The sequence below is a fragment of the Rathayibacter oskolensis genome, assembly GCF_900177245.1.
GTDB lineage: Bacteria > Actinomycetota > Actinomycetes > Actinomycetales > Microbacteriaceae > Rathayibacter > Rathayibacter oskolensis.
Genome location: NZ_FXBM01000001.1, coordinates 897,058 through 912,308 on the forward strand (window position 1 = coordinate 897,058; position 15,251 = coordinate 912,308).

The following is a 15,251-nucleotide window of genomic DNA, read 5'->3' on the forward strand; positions in this document are numbered from 1 at the left end:
CGCTACACCCGCGGCGTGCGGACGACCCGGACGCCGCCTCCGGGGACGATGAGGGAGGAGGTGACGGCCGAGGCCGTCAGCAGTTCGTCGCCGGCGATGTCGACAGTGGCGTCGGCGGGGCCGTGATTGAGGAGGAAGACGAAGCGCTCGTCGTCGTTCTCGCGGATCCCGATCTCGAGGTCGCTGCCGTCGTGGCGGGGAAGGCCGGAGGGAGCGGTGACGAGCTCGGCCACCAGCGCCTCGATGGAGGAGTCGTCCAGGCCGGCCGACACGTAGACCGCTCGGCCGCCTCCCTCGAGGGTGCGGAGTGTCACGGCCGGCACTCCGTCGAGCGCACCACCGCGGTAGTGAGCGAGCGCCCGGGCCGACTCGAGGTGGACGTGCTCCGTCCACTCGGTTCCGGCCCAGCCGTTGTCGAGGACGAAGCCCTGCCCGTTCTGCAGGGGGTGGAACTCCTCCGACCAGGCTCCGAGCAGCTCGCGGAACGCACCGGGATAGCCGCCGAGGCGGACGTGATCGTTCTCGTCGACGATCCCCGAGAACGCCGTCACGATGACTGTCCCGCCCTCTCGGGCGAAGGCCGCGACCCGAGCCGCCGTGTCGTCCGAGACGAGGAAGAGCTGCGGGACGACGAGCGTCTCGTAGCCCGAGAAGTCCTTCCAGGGCGGCAGGACGTCGATGGCGTCGCCCCTGCGCCAGAACGCGGCGTGCCAGGCGCGCACCGCGGCGCCGTAGGACAGGAAGTTGTTCGGCTTCACTCCCTCGCGGATCGCCCAGCCCGCTTCGTTGTCGAAGAGGATGCCGACGCTCGCCTGCCGCACCCGCGAACCCTTGACCGCTGCCAGGCTGCGCAGGTGCGCGCCGAGCGCCTCGACCTCGCGGAACACCTTCGTGTCGACGCCCGCGTGCGGCACCATCGCCGAGTGGAACTGCTCGGCACCGGCTCGGGAGGCCCGCCACTGGAAGAACAGCACGCCGTCCGCCCCGTGCGCGACGTGGCTGAGGGAGTCGCGGATCAGCTCGCCCGGGTTCTTCGCCCGGTTGCGGGGCTGCCAGTTGACCGCGCTCGTCGAGTGCTCCATCAGCAGCCAGGGCCGCCGTTCGGTGGTCAGGGCGTGCATCCGGTCGCCCGAGAACGCGACGTCCTGCTGCGGCAGCGGGTCGGAGGACCGCGTGTAGTGGTCGTTCGCGACGATGTCCATCAGCGGCGCCCAGCGTGCGTAGTCGACGGCGTCCGACTCCGCACCGACCATGAAGTTGGTCGTGACCGGGAGGTCGGGCGTGATCTCGAGCAGCAGCGTCCGCTCGGCGAGGTAGTGGTCGAACAGCTGCTCGGACGAGAAGCGGTCGAAGTCGAGCATCAGCGAGGGATTCTTGGCGTCGTTCCCGCGCGGGGGGAGCACCTCGTCGAAAGAGGTGAAGCGGTGGCCCCAGAAGGCGGTTCCCCACGCCGCGTTGAGGTCGTCGATCGTGCCGTACCTCTCTCCGAGCCAGCGGCGGAACGCGGCCGCGGAGACGTCGCAGTAGCAGTGGCCGTTGCCGCCTCCGAGCTCGTTGCTGACGTGCCACATCACCACGTGCTCCCGCGAGCCGTAGCGCTCGGCCACGGCGCGGACGATCCTGAGCGCGTGCGCGCGGAAGTCGGGGTTGCTCGGGCACCAGCCCAGACGGGCGCCCGCCCAGTGCCGCGTCATATCGCGGTCCACGGGCGGGAACTCGGGGTGCGCGGCGAGAAGCCAGCTCGGGGGAGCGGCGGTCGGCGTCGCGAGGTCGATCGCGATCCCGTTCTCTCCCAGCAGATCGACGATCTCGTCGAACCACTCCCAGTCGTAGACGCCCTCCGCGGTCTCGAGCAGGCCCCAGGAGAAGATGCCCAGCGACACCATCGAGACGCCGGCCCGCTTCATCAGCTCGACGTCCTCGCGCCAGACGGCGCGGTCCCACTGCTCGGGGTTGTAGTCGCCCCCGAAGCTGATGCCTGCTGTGGGCCAGTCGAGATCGGTGTGCGATCGGGTCATCCTTTGACTCCTCCGGAGATCAGGTCGAGTCGCCAGAAGCGCTGAAGGAACAGCACGAGGGCGATGAGCGGGACGATCGCGACGGCGGCGCCGATGATGGAGAGCGAGTAGAGGGCCGGCGAGCCCGAGCCCTGCGAGAGCAGCGAGCTGAGGCCGACGGTGAGCGGGAAGGTGGTCGAGTCGGCGAGCATGATGTACGGCAGCAGGAAGTTGTTCCAGATGCCGACGAACTGCAGCAGGAAGACGGTCACCATGCCGGGCACCATCAGCGGCAGCACGATCTCCGAGAAGATGCGCCACTCGTTCGCGCCGTCGATGCGAGCGGCCTCGAGCGCCTCCTGGGCGATGGCGCCCTCGGCGAACACCTTGCAGAGGTAGATGCCGAACGGGCTGATGATGCTCGGGAGCAGAACCGACCAGCGGGTGCCGGCGAGGCCCAGCTCGGACAGCAGCATGTACTGCGGGACGGCGAGGGTGATCCCGGGGATGAGGAGCCCGGCCAGCAGTGCGCCGAAGAAGATCCGCCCGCCGGGGAAGTCGAACTTGGCGAGCGCGTAGCCCGCCGCAGCTGAGACCAGTGTCGAGAGCACTCCGCCGACGCCGGCGTAGAGCAGCGAGTTCATCGCCCACAGCCCGTAGACGCCGTCGTTGTAGGCGAAGAGATCGGTGAGGTTGCCGAGCAGCCCGGAGCCGGGCGCGAACGTGAACGAGTTGAAGAGCTCGCCCGGTGCCTTCGAGGAGGCGACGAAGACCCACGCCACGGGGATCAGGCAGTACACGCCGCCGATCAGCAGCAGGATCGTCGGGAGGATCCTCGCCCGCTCCGACGTCAGCCGGGACCTCGAGGGGCGCCCGGGTGCTGCGGAGCTCGTCGGACGGGTGGTCATGGCGGTCATGCCATCCCCCTTCGGCTGAGTCGACGCACCACGGCGAGGACCGCGAGCGAGACCGCTGCGGTGCCGATCGCGAGGATCATCGACGACGCGGACGCGGACGACAGGTTGTCGAGGACGAAGGCGTCGCGGTAAATCGACATGAGCGGCGCCCAGGTCGTCGAGATGGTGTTGGTCAGCGGCATCAGCATGGCCGGCTCGCCGTACAGCTGGAGGGCTCCGAGGAGGGCGAAGATCGCGGTCAGGATGAGCGCGGGCCCGACGAGCGGCACCTTCACGCGCAGGGCGATCTGCGTCTCGCTCGCCCCGTCGATCCGGGCCGCCTCGACGAGCTCGTTCGGGATGCTCCGCAGAGCGGTGTAGATGACGAGCATGTTGAAGCCGATGCCGCCCCAGATCGTGATGTTCGCGATCGAGCCGTAGAGCCCCTCCTGCTCGAGGAACGGGATGCTCCCGAGACCGAGGGAGCGGGTCACGTACGAGAACGGGCTGGTGCTCGGCAGGTACATGAAGCCCCACATCAGCGCTGCGACCACGCCCGGGACGGCGTAGGGGATGAAGATGGCGGTCCGGCCGAAGCGCGTGAACCGCGTGCCCTGGGCGTCGAGGAGGAGGGCGAACAGGAGGGCGAGCCCGAGCGTGAGGGGGACGGCGATGAGGCCGTAGATCGCCAGCCTGCCGAGCCCCGCGACGAGGCTCGCGTCGGTGAAGACCTTGGCGTAGTTCTCGAACCAGACGAACACCGACTCCTTCGTCCCCAGGATCCCGCCGCCGGTGAGGCGTTGGGCGAAGAAGCTCGTCCCGAGGGCGTAGAAGAGCGGGACGACCGTGAATGCGAGGTAGAGGATCATCGCGGGGGCGCTGAAGAAGTAGGGGGCGGTCCTCGAGCGCAGCGACGAGCGGCGGGGCCTGGGGCGGTGCCGGTCGAGCTTCGCCGGCACCGCCGGGGTCCCGACCTCGTCGGTCGTGACGAGCGTGACGTCTGTCATGGTCGGATCTCCGCGGGGGTGCGCGGGATCAGCTCCCCTCCTCGACGGTGAACCCCTGCTCCTCCATGTCGGCGACCACCGCGTCCTGTGTGGCGGTGAGCGCATCGGCCCAGGAGGTGCCGTTCTGCACCGCGGCGTTCATCGCGTCGGTGAAGGCGGCGGCGGCGACGTCGGTGTTCGGGCCCCACGTGACGGGCTTGGTGTTCTGGGAGATTTCGGCGACGACGTCGTAGTAGTCGGTCTGCTGCGGCATGAGGGCCGGGGGCTCCTGCTCGGTCGCGATCTCCTGGCCGTAGAGCGCCGCCGGATAGCCGTTCTGCACGTTGAGGATCATCTCGGCCCCCTCCTCGCTCGCGTTCAGCCACTTCGCGAACTCCGCCGCCTCCTCCGGGTGCTCGCTGGTCGAGGTGACGACCACCGAGGAGCCGCCCTGGAACGAGACGGTGGGGTCGTCGGCGTCCCAGCGCGGCAGCGGCGAGAGCGCCCACTTGCCGGCGGTCGTCGGCGCGACGCCCTCGATGACTCCGGGTGCCCACACGGCGGAGGGCCAGGAGAGCATGGTGCCGTCGTTGAGCTGCTGGTTGTAGGTCGGGGTCAGGATCGGGTCGGCCGTGATCAGGCCGTCGTCGTACATGCCCTGGAAGAAGTCCATGACCTGGCGCGACTTCTCGCCGTCGATGTTCACGGTCCAGGTCTCGCCGTCCTGCGACCACCAGTCCTCGCCCGCCTGAGCGGCGACGGGGGCGTACCAGCCCCAACCGTCGGTGCTGAGCGAGGCCATGGTGAGGCTCGGGTCCTGCGCCTTGATGGTGGCGGCGGCCTCGCGGTAGTCCTCCCAGGTGACCGGGGCTTCGATCCCGTACTTCTCGAAGACGTCGACGCGGTACACCAGCGCCATGGGCCCGATGTCCTGGGGCACGCCGAAGGTGCGGCCGTCGAAGGTGGTCTGCGCCCAGGTGCCCTCGGCGAAGGCGTCCTGGATGTCGGTGACGTAGTCGGTGATGTCGAGCGGCACCCCGGCGACGATCATGCGCGGGAGCGAGGTGTTCTCGACGAGAGCGATGTCGGGAGCGTTCCCGGCGCGGAGCGCGGTGACGAGCTTGGCCGAGGACGTCTCTCCGCCTCCGGCATCGGTGAGCTTCACCTGGATGTCGGGGTGCGACTCGTTGAAGGCGTCGACCTCCTCCTGCGACCCGGGCGCCCAGGCCCAGTAGTCGAGGGTGACGGGCCCGCCGTCCGAGCCTCCGGAGTCGCCGGAGGAGGCCGTGCATCCGGCGAGGGCGAGGGTCGAGAGGCCGAGGGCGAGGGCCGCGGCGGTGATGCGTGAGGTGCGCAAGACGTCTCCTTTGACTGCTGCGAAGGACCGCGTCCGTGCGGCCGCCCTCAGCATCCCCGACGGTCGCGGAGTTTGTCAAGTGACGAAACAAATAGTCGGGAGAGCGCGTTCAGAAGGGTTCGGGGGCGAGGCAGCGGTAGAGCCCCAGGGCCGCGGCGGCCCGCGCCCACTCGACGAAATCGAACTCCTGGAGGTCGATCTCGATCTCTCCTCCGCCCAGTCGCGTGATGGCGAGGGCCGAGTCGAACGCCGACTGACGATTGCGCAGCACGGTGTGGCTCTCGCCGGTGAGGACGAGCTTGTGCGGGTCGAGGAGGTTCACGAGATGGCCCGCGGCCGTTCCGAGGCCCGTCGCCGCGCGCTCGAGCACGGCGGCGCAGAGCGGGTCGCCGGAGTCGGCCCGTTCCGCGATCTCCGAGAGACTGCCGGCGCCCGGGACGGCGTGGAGGACGGCGGTCGTCGAGCACACGCTCCAGAGGCAGCCCCGGTGTCCGAGCGGGCACTCCGGTCCGTCGGCGACGACGGGGATGTGATCGAAGCGTCCCGCCGCGCGCCGGGCTCCGCGCATGATCGCCAGGTGCGTGACGAGGCCGAAGCCGATCTCCTCGCCCACCGAGATCAGCACCATGCTGTCCTGTCCCTCGCCGAGCCGCGGCCACTGCTCGAACGCGGTGAGCGCGATGACGTCGTCGTCGACCCACAGGGGGAGACCCCACTCCACCTCGAAGCGGTCGCGGAGGGAGTCGTCGATCGCGCGGATCCGAGCCGCCGCGGAATCGAGACCCACCCGCGCGAGCGGTCCGCAGATCGTGACAGCGGCGACCCGGAACGCCTCGGACACCTCTCGCAGCATCCGGCCGGCCAGCTCGACGAGCTCCTCGGGCGAGTCGGTCCCGAGCGCGGCGTCGTCCTCCCAGACGACGCGGCCGTCGAGGTCGACGAGTGCCGCCGTCACGGACGCGCCGTGGAGGTGCAGCCCGAGGAACTGGTACGCCGTCGTGACCGCGTGCAGCATCTCGGCGGGGCGGCCAGTGGTCGACCGCTGCTCGCGGCCGCCCTCGACGAGGAAGCCCGCCTCCTCGAGGTCGCGCGTGATGGCGGTGAGGCGTGTGCGCGAGAGGCCGAGCTTGCGGGCGATCTCGGTCCGCGGGAGGCCGCCGCTCCAGAGGACCCTGTTGAACGCGGCCTGGGTCGTCGGATGCATCTCGGGCCAGCGCGCGATGCCGTTCGGCCTCGCGGCGGCCCCGCCCTGGTTCATCGCGGCAACGATAGCAGGGCGTCCGCGGGCGCCCGGCCCCGCCGGGCGCCGCGGCATCAGGCGGATCCGGAGGCGGGGGTGGAGGCTCCGATCGTCGCCACCGAGGACACGGCGGGCAGGCCCCTGGTCTCGTCCAGACCGATGACGAGGCGGTCGGTGGCGACGGCGCGGTCGAAGCGGAGGATGCGGCGGTAGCCGACGGAGTGGGCACGAGCGACGTCGCGCAGCTCGCCGTCGACGACGGCGCGCACGGTCACGGCCTCGAGGCGCTGACCGAGGCGGATGTCCTCGCTGAGCACCACGGCCTCGACGGCGCGGACCGACGGGAGCTGCACGGTGATCGTGGGCGCCGGGTCGTCGTCGGCCGGTCGCCAGGTCGTCTCGGCGACCGGTCCGAACCCGGCGGCGGGGGCGGCGGCTCCCTCCTCCGAGCGCGACGACGGCTCGAGGCGGGCGGGCAGTGCCCGCCCGCGGAAGTCGGCGATCAGGGCGCCCAGCCGCTCCAGCTCGCGCACGTCGGGGTCGGCCACGAGTCCGTGCGCGTTCGGCGGCACGTTCAGGAGGAAGGTCGCGTTGCCGCCGACGGAGCTGCACCAGATCTCGAACAGCTCCTCCGCCGAACGGACGGCGCCGTCCTCCGAGGGGTGGTGGAACCAGCCGGGCCGGATCGAGGTGTTGACCTCCGCCGGATACCAGACGAGGTCGTCGAGCCGGCCCTCGAGCGCGCGTCGGCTGCCGAGGTCCTCCTCGTCGCTGCGCACGAGCCTCGAGAACTCTCCGTCGTCGATCTGCTGAGACTGCTCGGCGATGCGCTCGGCGTCGCGGAGGGAGCCGGGCACCACACTCCACTCGTCGGCGCGGGTGTGGCCGGCCTCGTTGCCGCACCAGCGGACATCCGGCCCGCAGACGCTGATGACCGCTCCCGGCCGCAGCCGGCGGACGACCTCGTAGTAGCGGTCCCAGTCGTAGGTCTGGACGCGCCCGTCCGGCCCCTCGCCGTTCGCGCCGTCGAACCACACCGAGAAGACGTCGCCGTACTGCGTCAGGAGCTCGGTGAGCTGAGCGACGAAGAAGTCGTCGTAGGCGGATCCGGATCCGTAGCTCGCCTCTGTGCGGTCCCAGGGGGACAGGTAGACGCCGAGCCGGAGCCCGTGCCGACGCGCGGAGTCAGCGACCTCCGCCACGAGGTCTCCCTCGCCTCCGCGCCAGGGCGACGCCGCGACCGTGTGCCCGGTCATCGCACTCGGCCAGAGGCAGAAGCCGTCGTGGTGCTTCGCGGTGAGGATGATCCCGGTCATGCCGGCGCTCGCGATCGCGCGCATCCACTGATCGACGTCGAGGGCATCGGGGTCGAAGAGAGCCGGATCCTCGTGTCCGAGGCCCCACTCCCTGTCGGTCATGGTGGTCATCCCGAAGTGCAGGAAGGCGTAGAACTCCAGCCTCTGCCACGCGAGCTGGCGGGGCTCTGGCCGCACCGCCGTCAGTCGCTCGATCTCGTCGGCCCGGATGTCGTCGACTGCTGGCACGTCCACTCCCTCGTGTTTGTTCTGTCAGGTGACAAACGCCGAGAGCCTATCGGACCCGATCGCGCCGTGCCAAGGAGGCGATCGCCCTAGGGTGGAGCGCATGACCGACGGGTTCGTGCGATTCGGGCCGGTGGAGGCGACGCGGGTCCTGCGTGCCCCGCGGGCCGACGACGACAAGTACAGCCGGGGCGTGCTCGGAGTCGCGACCGGCTCCGACCGCTATCCCGGGGCCGCGGTCCTGGGCGTGGAGGCCGCGGTGCGGACCGGGATCGGGATGGTCCGCTACCTCGGACCGGAGCGGCCGTCGGCCCTCGTGCTCGCGCGGCGGCCGGAGGTGGTGACGTCGCTCGGACGCGTGCAGGCCTGGCTGGTCGGCTCAGGCACCGACGCGGGCGACCGCTCGGAGGCGGAACGGAGCACACTCCTCGAGCAGCTGCACTCCGGTGTCCCCGTGGTGCTCGACGCGGGCGCGCTCGACCTGGTCGGCGAGGTCGCCGGTCCGGTCGTCGTGACCCCGCACGCGAGAGAGCTCGCCGGGATGCTCGCTCGCGCCGGAGTCGACGTCGAGAGCCGCGACGTCGCCGCGGACGCGAGCGGATGGGCTCGGCGGGCGTCCGAGAGGTTCGGCGTGTGCGTCCTGCTCAAGGGCGGCACGACGCACGTGGTCGCGGGCGCCTCGGCGTACGCGGTGAGCGGATCCACCCCCTGGCTGGCGACGGCGGGCAGCGGCGACGTGCTCGGGGGAGTGCTCGGCGCCCTCCTCGCCGGGCGCGCCGCCGATGCCGAGAGCGACGGGCGCTCGCTGACCGACGACGACATCGCCACGACCGCCTCGGCGGCGGCCGTTCTGCACGCGGAGGCGGGCAGTGCCGCCTCCGGAGGCGGGCCGATCGCGGCCCTGGACATCGCCGAGCATCTGCCCGGCGTGGTCGCGCAGCTGCTGCGCTGATCCGATGGCCGGCCGCATCGCTCCGGCCTTCCGACGAGGCGCCCGAGCGGCGCTGAACCATTCCCGGCGTCCCGCCGTTATCAGGGGGAGAGGCGGCTCCCGCCGGCATCGCCCATCGGAGCCGCACTGCACGCTCATCGGAACCTCGAAGCACCCGACCGTAGTGTCGGGATCGACAGCCGCGTCCGCACCCCCCTCAGGAGATCAGACATGACCGCGAAGACCACGACTCCCGTCCGCTACGCCCTCACCCTCCTGGCCGGAGCCGGCACCCTCGCAGCCCTCGCAGCGTGCTCCAGCACCGCGACCGCCGGCACCGACTCCGCCGACGAGACGAGCGGCACGACCGCCACCTCCGAGGCGACGACCGAGTCGACCGCGGCCGCGACCGACGACTCCGCCGCGGCCGCCTCCAGCGACAGCGCCTACGCCGACGGCACCTACGACGCCCAGGGGTCCTACACGTCGCCCGGCGGCAGCGAGACGGTCGGCGTCTCGCTGACCCTCGAGGGCGGAGTCGTCACGGCCGTGACGGTCACCCCCGAGTCCGAGAACCCGACGGGCGAGCAGTACCAGGAGCGCTTCGCGGGCGGCATCGCGGGCGAGGTCGTCGGCAAGAGCATCGACGAGATCGACGTGTCCAAGGTCTCCGGCTCCTCGCTGACCTCGACCGGCTTCAACGACGCGGTCGAGACGATCAAGGCCGATGCCGCGGCCTGACGCCTCCGGGGTGCTCGAGCACGTCTGGCGCTTCGAGGCGATCGGCACGGAGTGGCTGATCGACACCGACGAGCCTCTCGACGGGCGCACGCGCGAGCAGATCGAGACGCGCGTCGAGGACTACGACCGCACCTGGTCCCGCTTCCGAGACGACTCGGCCGCCTCTGCACTCCGCACCGGGCCGGGGGAGCACCTCTTCCCGCCCGAGGCCGAGGCGCTGTTCGACCTCTACGACCGGCTGTTCTCGCTGACCGGAGGCGCCGTCACCCCCTTCGTCGGCGACGCGCTCGAGCAGCTCGGCTACGACGCCGCCTACTCGCTCGTCCCCCGCGGCCCGGTCGCACCCGCTCCCTCGTGGCGCGACGCGAGGGCCCCGGGCGGTGCGGGCCTGTCGACCTCGACCGGGGTCGTGCTCGACGTCGGAGCGGCGGGCAAGGGTCAGCTCGTCGACCTCGTGCTCGCCGAGCTCGGGGCGTCCGGAGTCGGCGCGGCCGTCGTCGACGCGAGCGGCGACCTCCGTGCCCGGGGAGCGGGCGGCTTCCGCGTCGCACTCGAGCACCCGTACGACGACCGCCGGGCGATCGGAGTCGCCGTTCCGGGCGAGCGAGCGCTCTGCGCCTCCGCCAGCAACCGGCGCGCCTGGGGTGACGGACTGCACCACGTGCTCGACGGCCGCACGGGCCGCCCGGTCGACACGGTCGTCGCGACCTGGGTGATCGCCGACACCGCCCTCGTCGCCGACGGCCTGGCCACCGCCCTCTTCGTCTGCTCGCCCGAGAGGCTCGCCGAGCAGTTCGACTTCGAGTTCGTCCGCGTGTTCACCGACGGCACCCTCCACTACTCGCCCCGCTTCCCCGGAGAGGTCTTCCGATGATCGGCACCCTCGATCGCGCCCTAGGGCGCATCACCATGTACCGCCTGGTGTGGATGACGCTCGCCGCGCTCCTGCTCGTCGCCGTCGCCTACTCCGCTGCCGGGCTGGTGTTCTTCACGCCGCTCGAGATCGTGGCCACGGCGGTCGTCGCCGTCGCCTCGACCACCGCGGTGACCTGGCTGCTCGCGAAGGCGGTGCGCTCGCCAGCGCACCTCGAGTCCTCGCTCGTCACGGGGCTCCTGATCGCGTTCCTGCTCTTCCCGACGGCCGAGCCCCGGGCTCTGCTCGTGGTCGCTCTGGTCGGGGCGATCGCCGCGGCCTCGAAGTACGTCCTCGCCTGGCGCGGACGGCACATCTTCAACCCGGCCGCCGTCGCCGTCCTGCTGATCGCCCTCGCCCAGGGGCTGCTCGAGGGCACAGCGGCCGAGGGATCGCTGACCGCGGCCGCGTGGGTGCTGCCGACCGGCGCGATCTGGCCCTGGGTGCTCGTCGCCGCGCTGCTGATCGTGGCGAGAGTGCGGCGCTGGTCGATCTTCGCCGTCTTCGTCCTCGTCGCCGCCGCCGTCTCGGTCACGCGATCCGTGCTCAGCGGGCAGGACGCGGGTGCGGCGCTCGCCTCGGTCGTGACGGCGTACCCGTTCGTCTTCGCCGGCGCCTTCATGCTGACCGAACCGCTGACGCTCGCGCCCCGCCGCTCGCAGCAGCTGGTCGTCGCCGTGGTCGCAGCGCTCCTGACGAGCGTCCCGTTCGACCTCGGCCCGTTCTACGCGAGTCCCGAGCTCGGTCTCGTGGTCGGCAACGCCATCGCCTTCGGGTTCGCCTACCGGCAGCGGCGTCGGCTCTCGCTCGAGCTCCGATCCTCGGACGTCATCGCCCCGGGCGTCACGGAGTACCGCTTCCGCCCGCGCGTCCCCGTCCCCTTCGAGGCCGGCCAGTGGCTCGAACTCGAGATCCCGCACCGTGCCGACGGGCGCGGGAGCCGCCGGACGTTCTCGATCGCCTCCGCGCCGGCGGACGGCGAGATCGCCATCGCGACCCGCACGCCCGAGAGGGCGAGCAGCTTCAAGCGCGCTCTCGCCGAGCTCGAGCCGGGATCCGCCGTCCGGGCGACGAGCGTCGGAGGCGACTTCGTCCTCCCCGCCGATCCGGCCACTCCGCTCCTGCTCGTCGCCGGCGGCATCGGCATCACCCCGTTCGCGAGCCAGCTGCGGGCGATCGCCGACGGGCCGCCGCGGGACGTCGTCGTCGTCTACGCCGCCCCGAGGATCGAGGACGTCGCCTACCGCGAGCTCCTCCGCGACTCGGGGGCCCGGGTGGTGCTCGCCTCGCGCGAGACGCCCTCGTCGCTCCCCGAGCGCTGGACGCACCTCTCGGGGCGGATCACCTCCGAGACGCTGGCGGACGCGGTGCCGGATGCTCCCCGCCGGATAGGGCTCGTCTCGGGTTCCCCCTCCTTCGTCGACTCCGTCCGCGGGGCGCTCCGAGCCGCGGGCGCGAAGCGGATCCGCACCGACTCGTTCGCCGGGTACTGACCCTCGAAGGGAGCGCGGATCGCTGCCAGGGACAGCACCGCACAGCCCCTCTACACTGACGCCGTGTCGACCCCAGCAACCCGAGCGCCCCACCGCCCCGTCGCGTGGCTCCGCGACAACCGCGATGCCCCCTCCGTGCTCTGGGGCGCCTTCGCGCTCATCCACCTGCTGCTCTCGCTCCTCGCGCTCTACGCGCCGGGACTGCCGATGGGCGACGTCAGCATCATCTACAAGAACTGGATGCAGACGGCGGTCGACGGCGGCGGAGTCGTCGGGCTCGACGTCGACTGGGTCTACCCGATCCTCGCGCTCGTCCCGATCGGGTCGGCCTGGCTGTTCGGCGCGGCCGGCTACGACCTGACCTGGCTGATCGGGGTCGTCGCGGTCGATGCCGCGGCGTTCGCGCTCCTCCTGCACGGGCGCCGGGCGGTGCGCCTCGCCGCCGCCCGCTGGTGGCTGCTCTTCCTCGTGCTCCTCGGCCCGATCGCGGTGGGCAGGATCGACGCGTTCACGGTCCCGCTCGCGATCGCCGGCCTCCTGTGGGCGTCGAGCCGGCCCGCGGTCGCGGCGCTCGCCCTCACGATCGCGACCTGGATCAAGGTCTGGCCGGCGGCGCTGCTGGCCGCGGCCGTCCTGCTCCTGCGCGGGCGCCTCCGGATGGTGGTCGTCGCGGCCGGTGTCTCGGCGGCGATCGTGCTGGGGGTCGTCGCGCTCGGCGGCGGTGCCCACGTCTTCAGCTTCGTGTCCGACCAGACGACGCGCGGCCTGCAGATCGAGGCGCCGGTGAGCACCGTCTGGATGTGGCTGTCGATCGACACCACCTCGACCAGCTACGTCTACTACGCGGCCGACATCAACACGTTCGAGATGCACGGGCCGGGCACCGAGGTCGCCGCCGCGCTGATGAATCCCGCGCTCGCTCTCGCCGTCCTCGGGACGCTCCTGCTCGGAGTGCGCGCGCTCCTCGCGAAGACGCCGCCGACCCGGCTCCTGCCGCTGCTGAGCCTCGCGCTCGTGCTCGTCCTGATCGACACGAACAAGGTGCTCTCGCCCCAGTACATCGTCTGGCTCGCGCCTCCGGTGATCGCGGGGCTCGTCGTCGGGGCCCGCGACTTCGCGACTCCGGCGAAGCTGACCCTCCTGATCGCGGCTCTCACCCAGCTCGTCTACCCCTACCTCTACCTGTTCCTGCTCTACTCGAACGCGGTCATGGTCGTCGTGCTGACGGTCAGGAACGCGCTGCTGCTCGTGCTGCTCGGCTGGGTGCTGCGCGAGCTGTGGCGTCTCGGGCGCCGCGCCTCGGAGCCCTCGGGCGCCGTGGTCGCGGAGGCGGGCGCGACCGGATCCGTCGGCGCCCGCTGACCGGTCCCGGCCTAGGCTGATCGGGGGCTCGGCGGTCGGGCCCGCTGGGAGGTCATCATGCTCGTCGCGTTCTCGGTCGCTCCGTCCGGCGGCGAAGGCCCCGACGCCTCCGTGCACGACGCGGTGGCGGCGGCGGTGCGCATCGTCCGCGACTCCGGACTGCCGCACCGCACCACCTCGATGTTCACCGAGATCGAGGGGGAGTGGGACGAGGTCTTCGACGTGGTCAAGCGGGCCACGGAGGCGGTCGGCGCCTTCGGTTCGCGCGTCTCGCTGGTGCTCAAGGCCGACATCCGCCCCGGGTACTCGGGCGAGATCGACGCGAAGGTCGAGCGCCTCGAGCGCGCGCTCGACGAGTAGCGGAGTCCGTCGAGTCCGTTCCTCGAATCGTTTCGATCAGGCTCGGATCCTCTGTACCCTTGCCTGGTGACACTCTCGCCGGCCCGCACCCGACTCGCCCTGCTCGCACTCGCGATGGGAGGCTTCGGGATCGGCTCGACCGAGTTCGTCGCGATGGGCCTCCTCCCGCAGCTCGCCGCCGATCTGCTGCCCGGCGTCTACGCGGCCAGCTCCGAGCAGGCGAACTCGCAGGCCGGGCTCCTGATCTCGGCCTACGCGCTCGGAGTCGTCGTGGGCGCCCCGACCATCGCCGCCGCTGCGGCCCGCTGGCCGCGCAAGCGCCTCCTCCTCGCCCTCCTGGTGGCCTTCACGGTGGGGACGATCGCCTCGGCGCTGCTGCCGACGTTCCCGCTCGTGCTCGCGGCGCGCTTCGTGTCGGCGCTGCCGCACGGTGCGTACTTCGGCATCGCGTCGCTCGTCGCCGCCGACCTGATGGGGCCGGGCAAGCGCGGCAAGGGAGTGGCCTTCGTGCTCTCGGGCCTCACGATCGCGAACGTCATCGGCGTCCCCGCGATCACCTGGGTCGGCCAGAACGCGGGCTGGCGCAGCGCCTACCTCGTCGTCGCGGCGATCTTCGCGGCGACCGTCGTGGCGGTGTGGCTGCTCGTGCCGTTCCAGCAGGGGAACCCCGGTGCGACGATGCGCAACGAGCTGAAGGCCTTCGGCCGGCTCCAGGTGTGGATGACCCTCGCGATCGGGGCGATCGGCTTCGGCGGGCTCTTCGCGATGTACAGCTACATCACCCCGCTCTCGACCGAGGTCACGCGGCTGCCGCTCGGCGCCGTCCCGTGGGTCCTCGTCGTGATCGGTCTGGGGATGACGCTCGGCAACCTCGTCGGCGGGTGGGCGGCCGACAAGAACGTGAAGCGGGCGCTGCTCGTCCTGTTCGCCGGCGTCGGAGTGTCGCTGATCGGGCTCGCGCTGACCGCCACGACGCTCGCCGGCCTCCTGGTCTTCACCTTCCTCGCCGCCGGCTTCTCGGCGGGTGCCTCCCCGGCGATCCAGACGCGCCTCATGGATGTGGCGCGCGACAGCCAGACGATCGCTGCGGCACTGAACCACTCCGCGCTCAACATCGGCAACTCGGTCGGCGCTGCCCTCGGAGGCGTGACGATCGCGTCAGGGCTCGGCTACGTCTCGCCCATCTGGGTCGGAGTCGTCCTGACGCTCGCCGGCATCCTCCTGGCCGTCGCGAGCCTCGCGATCGACCGCGCGCGGGGCACGGTCTACCCCGCTCAGCGCGAGCCCGCCGCGCCCGTCACGGGCGGCGTCCCCGTCACCGCGCGCTGACCGCGCCCGACCCTCCAGAAGTCGTCGTACTCGACCATCGACTGCGACAACTCCTGGTGTCTCGGCGCTCTCCGCTCCCCGCAGGCGTCGCAGGACGCTCTGCGG

At 71.6% G+C, this 15,251-nt stretch carries 13 protein-coding genes; 7 read left to right on the forward strand and 6 right to left on the reverse strand.

What is annotated here, in order from left to right; genetic code table 11:
* Positions 1-2 precede the first annotated feature (2 nt).
* From B9Y99_RS04455 to B9Y99_RS04480, 6 genes are all read right to left on the reverse strand, one after another.
* Complete coding sequence (locus tag B9Y99_RS04455) at positions 3-2,018, reverse strand: beta-galactosidase (protein ID WP_085475354.1); 2,016 nt, start codon at positions 2,016-2,018, stop codon at positions 3-5.
* On the reverse strand, positions 2,015-2,914 hold the full coding sequence (locus tag B9Y99_RS04460; RefSeq protein WP_085475355.1) for a carbohydrate ABC transporter permease: 900 nt from the start codon (positions 2,912-2,914) through the stop codon (positions 2,015-2,017). The genes B9Y99_RS04455 and B9Y99_RS04460 overlap by 4 nt, the downstream gene beginning before the upstream one ends.
* The gene (locus tag B9Y99_RS04465; RefSeq protein ID WP_085475356.1) at positions 2,911-3,900 is read right to left on the reverse strand and encodes a carbohydrate ABC transporter permease; all 990 of its coding nucleotides are present in this window, start codon (positions 3,898-3,900) and stop codon (positions 2,911-2,913) included. The genes B9Y99_RS04460 and B9Y99_RS04465 overlap by 4 nt, the downstream gene beginning before the upstream one ends.
* Before the next feature lie 28 nt (positions 3,901-3,928).
* On the reverse strand, positions 3,929-5,236 hold the full coding sequence (locus tag B9Y99_RS04470) for an ABC transporter substrate-binding protein (protein WP_244274765.1): 1,308 nt from the start codon (positions 5,234-5,236) through the stop codon (positions 3,929-3,931).
* A gap of 109 nt (positions 5,237-5,345) precedes the next feature.
* Positions 5,346-6,494: an ROK family transcriptional regulator gene (locus B9Y99_RS04475; RefSeq protein WP_165759532.1), complete on the reverse strand. Its 1,149-nt coding sequence runs from the start codon at positions 6,492-6,494 to the stop codon at positions 5,346-5,348.
* Between the two features lie 56 nt (positions 6,495-6,550).
* Positions 6,551-8,020, reverse strand: coding sequence for an alpha-L-fucosidase (locus tag B9Y99_RS04480; protein ID WP_244274766.1), 1,470 nt, complete (start codon positions 8,018-8,020; stop codon positions 6,551-6,553).
* Between the two features lie 100 nt (positions 8,021-8,120).
* Between B9Y99_RS04480 and B9Y99_RS04485 the strand changes: the two genes are divergently transcribed.
* From B9Y99_RS04485 to B9Y99_RS04515, 7 genes are all read left to right on the forward strand, one after another.
* Positions 8,121-8,969 (forward strand): ADP-dependent NAD(P)H-hydrate dehydratase, encoded by an 849-nt coding sequence (locus tag B9Y99_RS04485; protein ID WP_085475359.1) that lies wholly within the window; start codon positions 8,121-8,123, stop codon positions 8,967-8,969.
* A gap of 210 nt (positions 8,970-9,179) precedes the next feature.
* Entirely contained in the window at positions 9,180-9,689 is a 510-nt protein-coding gene (locus B9Y99_RS04490; RefSeq protein ID WP_085475360.1) for an FMN-binding protein, read from the forward strand.
* Positions 9,676-10,563, forward strand: a complete 888-nt coding sequence (locus B9Y99_RS04495) for an FAD:protein FMN transferase (protein ID WP_085475361.1) — start codon at positions 9,676-9,678, stop codon at positions 10,561-10,563. The genes B9Y99_RS04490 and B9Y99_RS04495 overlap by 14 nt, the downstream gene beginning before the upstream one ends.
* Positions 10,560-12,095 carry an FAD-dependent oxidoreductase gene (locus B9Y99_RS04500; protein WP_085475362.1) on the forward strand — a complete coding sequence of 512 codons (1,536 nt, stop codon included), beginning with the start codon at positions 10,560-10,562 and terminating at the stop codon, positions 12,093-12,095. The genes B9Y99_RS04495 and B9Y99_RS04500 overlap by 4 nt, the downstream gene beginning before the upstream one ends.
* A gap of 63 nt (positions 12,096-12,158) precedes the next feature.
* Positions 12,159-13,457 carry a glycosyltransferase 87 family protein gene (locus B9Y99_RS04505; RefSeq protein ID WP_129587889.1) on the forward strand — a complete coding sequence of 433 codons (1,299 nt, stop codon included), beginning with the start codon at positions 12,159-12,161 and terminating at the stop codon, positions 13,455-13,457.
* Between the two features lie 57 nt (positions 13,458-13,514).
* Positions 13,515-13,817, forward strand: coding sequence for a thiamine-binding protein (locus B9Y99_RS04510; RefSeq protein WP_085475364.1), 303 nt, complete (start codon positions 13,515-13,517; stop codon positions 13,815-13,817).
* 114 nt (positions 13,818-13,931) lie between these two features.
* Positions 13,932-15,146 carry an MFS transporter gene (locus B9Y99_RS04515; RefSeq protein ID WP_085476239.1) on the forward strand — a complete coding sequence of 405 codons (1,215 nt, stop codon included), beginning with the start codon at positions 13,932-13,934 and terminating at the stop codon, positions 15,144-15,146.
* Positions 15,147-15,251: the final 105 nt, after the last annotated feature.